The organism is Pseudomonadales bacterium, assembly GCA_013215025.1.
Classification (GTDB): domain Bacteria; phylum Pseudomonadota; class Gammaproteobacteria; order Pseudomonadales; family DT-91; genus DT-91.
On the sequence record JABSRR010000190.1, the window covers coordinates 1 to 5,102 of the forward strand.

Here is a 5,102-nt window from a genome sequence, read left to right on the forward strand (position 1 = left end):
GGCTTCTTGCATGCGCGCACCACCTGAGGCAGAGAAACACACAAATGGAATATTTTGCTCTAGCGCAATATTCGCCGCACGCGTGAACTTCTCACCAACAGCATAGCCCATTGAGCCGCCGTGAAAGGCAAACTCAAATGCGACTGCCACAACCGGCAAACCGTTGACCGTGCCCTGCATGGCAACAATCGCATCTTTCTCACCAGTTTGCTTCTGCGCACTGGCGAGACGATCCTTATATTTTTTTACATCTTTGAATTTAAGGCGATCTTTAGGCTCAACTTCTGCAGCAACTTCAGCACGGCCCTCTTGATCAAAGAAAATATCTAAGCGACGGCGCGCACCAATTCGCATATGATGACCGCACTTAAGGCACACATCAGCATTTTTTTCGAGCTCAGGCTTGTATAAAACCCCTTCACATTTCGGGCATTTTTTCCACAGCCCCTCTGGCACCTTTGAATCGTTCCCGCCCTGAGGCTTTGGCGAATCTTTTCTAATAGCCGGTAAAATTTTATTAACCCAGCTCATGGTACATCCCCTATTATCATTTGCGGCACTCAATAGTTACAGAGTAGCCAGCTGATCATCTTGTTATCAATTTAATAAATAATGGCTAGATCAGTTTATCACAATCAATTGATTGCTTCTCGGATTGTCTGTGTAAAAGCTTTCACCGATGCAATAGCGTCAGATGCTGAATCAGCCTGCGCTATTCGATCAACAATCGCGCTCCCAACTACGGCGCCGTCTGCCAAGGCTGCAATTTGTCGAGCAGAATCCGCATCTTTGATACCAAAACCGACACACAGCGGCAGGTCAGTAACCGTTCGAATTTCGGCAAGCTTCGACTTAACCGAGTCAACATCCAAATGACCAGCTCCGGTGACGCCTTTTAGTGAGACATAATAAATATATCCCGTAGCAGCTTTGACAATTTTCTGTACCCGAGAAAACTCAGTGGTTGGCGCTATCAAGAAGATATTATCAATCTCAAACTGACTTAAAATCGACTGAAATTGATCGGCTTCTTCGGGCGGCAAATCAACCACTAATACACCGTCTACACCAGCTGCTTTCGCTTGCTCAGCAAAACGTTGATAGCCCATAACCTCAATCGGATTGGCATATCCCATTAAAACTACTGGGGTAGTCGTATCGGTTTGACGAAACTCAGCCACCATGGCAAGAGTATCGCGCAAGCTCACCTTATTGGCCAAAGCGCGCTCATGCGCCAGCTGAATTGTCGGACCTTCCGCCATAGGGTCAGAAAAACCGACACCTAGCTCAAGAATATCGGCGCCAGAATCAACCAAGGCATGCATCATGTCAACCGTGGCTGACAGGCTTGGATCGCCAGATACAAAATAAGGGATTAAGGCCTTTTTGGAGGCCGTTTTTAATTCAGCCAATCGGCCTGCAATTCTACTCACTTTATCTACTTCTTATGGTTAAGGCTATTAAGCTATTGAAATACCATCGATACCGGCAATGGTATGAATATCTTTATCGCCACGACCCGATAAATTCACAATAATCGTTTGATCTGGCTGCATCTCTGCCGCCAGCTTGCGTGCATAAGCCAATCCATGACTGGTTTCCAATGCTGGCATAATACCCTCGATTTGGGTTAATTCGCGAAATGCATCAAGGGCTTCCTCATCAGTCGCAGCGGTATAATTTACGCGACCAATATCGTTCAACCAAGCATGTTCGGGCCCAACACCAGGATAATCAAGACCCGCTGAGACTGAATGCGTGTGCATAATTTGCCCATCTTCATCTTCCATCAAATATGTGCGATTTCCGTGTAACACACCGGGCTTACCCTTGGAAATTGGTGCAGCATGATCATCCGTGTGCAAACCTAGGCCGCCCGCTTCGACGCCATACATCGCAACCGATTGATCTTCGAGAAATGGATGAAATAAACCAATCGCATTTGAGCCACCGCCTACACAGGCCACGAGAGCATCAGGAAGTCGTCCGGTTTGCGCTAAACACTGAGCCCTTGCCTCACGCCCTATCACCGACTGAAAGTCTCTCACCAGCTGCGGGTAAGGATGTGGACCAGCTGCGGTTCCAATAATATAGAAAGTATCGTCAACATTGGTGACCCAGTCTCGCATCGCTTCGTTCATCGCATCTTTTAAGGTTTTAGTACCCGACTGTACCGCAACAACTTTAGCACCTAACAATTTCATGCGATAAACATTCAGCGATTGACGCTGAACATCAGTCTCACCCATAAACACAATACACTCAAGACCCAAGCGAGCAGCCACCGTTGCAGAGGCAACACCATGCTGCCCGGCGCCAGTTTCGGCGATAATTCGCTGTTTACCCATGTGCTTGGCCAGCAAGGCTTGGCCAATAGTATTGTTGATTTTATGTGCACCGGTATGATTTAGGTCTTCGCGCTTAAGATATATTTGTGCACCGCCAATCAATGTCGACCATCGCTCGGCATGATATAAAGGGCTTGGGCGACCCACATATTGCGCCAAATCATGATCAAACGCTTGTTGGAAATCTGGATCTGAACGCAGCTGTTGATAGGCCGCGTTCAATTCATCAAGCGCTGAGATTAAGGTTTCTGAAACGAATCTGCCGCCAAATATGCCAAAGCGGCCGTTTTCATCTGGAAACATTGAAAAGTCATTCGGTATTGCTGATGTGTCGCTCATAATAATTCACGTAATTTGAGTAGATTTTGCCTGTTCTATAAACGCTTTTAGCTTGTCTTTGGATTTTTTACCGGGGTATTGTTCTACACCGCCGCTGACGTCAACCGCATAGGGTTGGCTTTGCTGAATCGCCTCAGCGACGTTACTGGGATTCAAACCACCGGCTAAAATGAGGGGTTTGGCAGATTTAGGCACAAGCTGCCAATCAAAACTTTCGCCGGTGCCACCAGGCATATCTTGCTTAAAAGTATCCAGTAAAAATCCTTGAGCGGAATCGTATTGCTGCATCATGGCTGCAAGACTGTCAGCCGAGCTGTCAGGCTTTACTGGGATTGACTTTATGTAAGGACGGTCAAACTGTGCGCAGAAATCAGCAGTCTCCTCGCCATGAAACTGTAGCAGCTGAAAATTTGCAGAGGCCAATAATTGCTCAATAAATGCTTTTTCTGCATTCACGAATAATGCAACCGTTTGAACAAACGGCGGCACCGCGGCAACTAAGGATTCAGCTTGCTCGATACTGATCGCTCGTTTGCTGGGCGGATAAAATACAAAACCAAGGGCATCAGCACCAGCCATAACAGCAGCTGCAATATCATCAGCATTGGTAATGCCACAAATCTTAACGCGCATCATACAGTTACCCAAAAAATCGGGCTAGATAGTAGCAGAATCAGCCTTTGCTGTCTGCCCTATGCCGTGACAATTTATGCGCAAGCATCAGTCAAATGAGGACTCTAACAAAGATGGGCCTTTTGTCAGCTGCGGTATAGCAAAACTATCTGGGTAATCAACTGCAACTAAATAAAGCCCGTCAGGTTTCGCAGTTACCGAGGCTTGCTGTCGATCTCGACTCTGCAATACTTGCTGCGCCCACTCAACGGGTTTTCGACCATCGCCAATTTCCATTAATACTGCAGCAATATTTCTCACCATATGCAATAAAAAAGCATTGGCCTTAATCTCAATCACAAGCACATCATGAGAACGACGCACGGTAATATACTCGACACAGCGAAAGGAAGAATGCGATTGGCAGGCTGCTGCCTGAAATGCACTAAAGTCATTCTCACCTAACAGAGCTTGCGCCGCCTGATGCATTTTATCAGCAGCTAAAGGCCGCTCATGCCAAGTCATTAAATGCGCAAAAATAGCGGGTTTAACCGGCGTATTAATAATTAAATAACGATAGGTTCTTGCTGTAGCACTAAAGCGCGCATGAAAAGCATCATCAACACCACTGGCCCATCTAACGCGAACATCATCAGGTAATTGAGCATTCACACCGCAAACCCAAGCTTTTTGGGAGCGCAAAGCAGATGTTTCAAAATGAATAACTTGCGCCGTTCCGTGCACTTTAGCATCGGTCCTACCAGCACAAAAAATCTGCACATCATGCGCCGCTACTTGTCCAATTGCCTGTTCGAGCGTAGCCTGAACCGTTGGCACATCAGGCTGCAATTGTTTCTGCCAGCCATGATATAAAGCCCCTCGATATTCAATCAGCATTGCAATTTTTCTAGTATCAATGCTTACATCAGAGAAAGGTTTGTGCATAAAAATCTCAAAAAAAAACCTGCAGACGCAGGTTTATAACATCAAATTGCAGTTAAGTTAACTGATAGAGGCAAGCATGGACTCGGCTTCAGAGATTTGTTGCTCACTGCCCTCATCCAATACTTCTTGCAGGATATCTTTAGCGCCATCCTCATCGCCCATTTCGACATAAGCTTTTGCGAGATCAAGCTTCGTGGCAACCTCATCTTCATCGGTTAAGAAAGATAGATCGTTTTCGTCTAGGCTAGTGACGTCTGTGAGGCCAGCGTCAGTATCAGCAACGCTATCCTCCGCCATTGCGTCTTCAAGGGTTTGCTCAGTATCGTTTGCGTCAGCCAATGATGCATCACTTACAACGTCTTCTGTCTCAAAAGCTGATGACAAATCTAGCTCATCGCCTAAGCTTAGCTCCAGGTCCTCATCATCATCGCTTAATAAATCATCAGCATCTAAGGCCAGATCTAAATCACCAAGATCGAGTGCTTGATCAGACTCTGAATTTGCTGACTGCAACTCATCATCAAGCGAAAGCTCAGTTTCAGGCAGCTCACCCGCCTCTAAAGACGCGCTGGACAGATCTGCATCAGCAGAAAGTAGTTCATCTAAGTCATCCAGCGATATTTCATCCAGGCCACCATCATCTAAATCATCGATTGATATAGAGTCGTCAACTTGGTCCACGCCGTCAACTTGATCAATATCATCAAGACTCAATTCTTCAGCCGCTGCCTCAAGAGATGTGGCTAAGTCGTCGCTCACCTCAGCAAGATCAAGATCTACCTCGCCCTCATCAGATACGTCTAATTCTTCAAGCTCGCTGGATACATCCACTGCATCATCAAGCTCAAGTTCTGCATC

Annotated in this window: 6 protein-coding genes; all 6 read right to left on the reverse strand. The window is 46.5% G+C overall.

Annotated features, from left to right (window positions below):
* A partial coding sequence (locus HRU21_11395) for an acetyl-CoA carboxylase carboxyl transferase subunit beta (GenBank protein NRA42893.1) occupies nt 1–531 on the reverse strand: 531 nt, incomplete at its 3' end.
* Nucleotides 532–635: 104 nt separating this feature from the next.
* The gene (locus HRU21_11400; GenBank protein NRA42894.1) at nt 636–1,433 is read right to left on the reverse strand and encodes a tryptophan synthase subunit alpha; all 798 of its coding nucleotides are present in this window, start codon (nt 1,431–1,433) and stop codon (nt 636–638) included.
* A 27-nt stretch (nt 1,434–1,460) separates the two neighbouring features.
* Nucleotides 1,461–2,687, reverse strand: coding sequence for a tryptophan synthase subunit beta (trpB, locus tag HRU21_11405; protein ID NRA42895.1), 1,227 nt, complete (start codon nt 2,685–2,687; stop codon nt 1,461–1,463).
* Nucleotides 2,688–2,693: 6 nt separating this feature from the next.
* Nucleotides 2,694–3,320, reverse strand: a complete 627-nt coding sequence (locus HRU21_11410; GenBank protein ID NRA42896.1) for a phosphoribosylanthranilate isomerase — start codon at nt 3,318–3,320, stop codon at nt 2,694–2,696.
* Between the two features lie 87 nt (nt 3,321–3,407).
* On the reverse strand, nt 3,408–4,244 hold the full coding sequence (truA, locus tag HRU21_11415; protein ID NRA42897.1) for a tRNA pseudouridine(38-40) synthase TruA: 837 nt from the start codon (nt 4,242–4,244) through the stop codon (nt 3,408–3,410).
* 57 nt (nt 4,245–4,301) lie between these two features.
* Nucleotides 4,302–5,102: hypothetical protein (locus HRU21_11420; GenBank protein NRA42898.1), on the reverse strand; the 801-nt coding region annotated here is incomplete at its 5' end.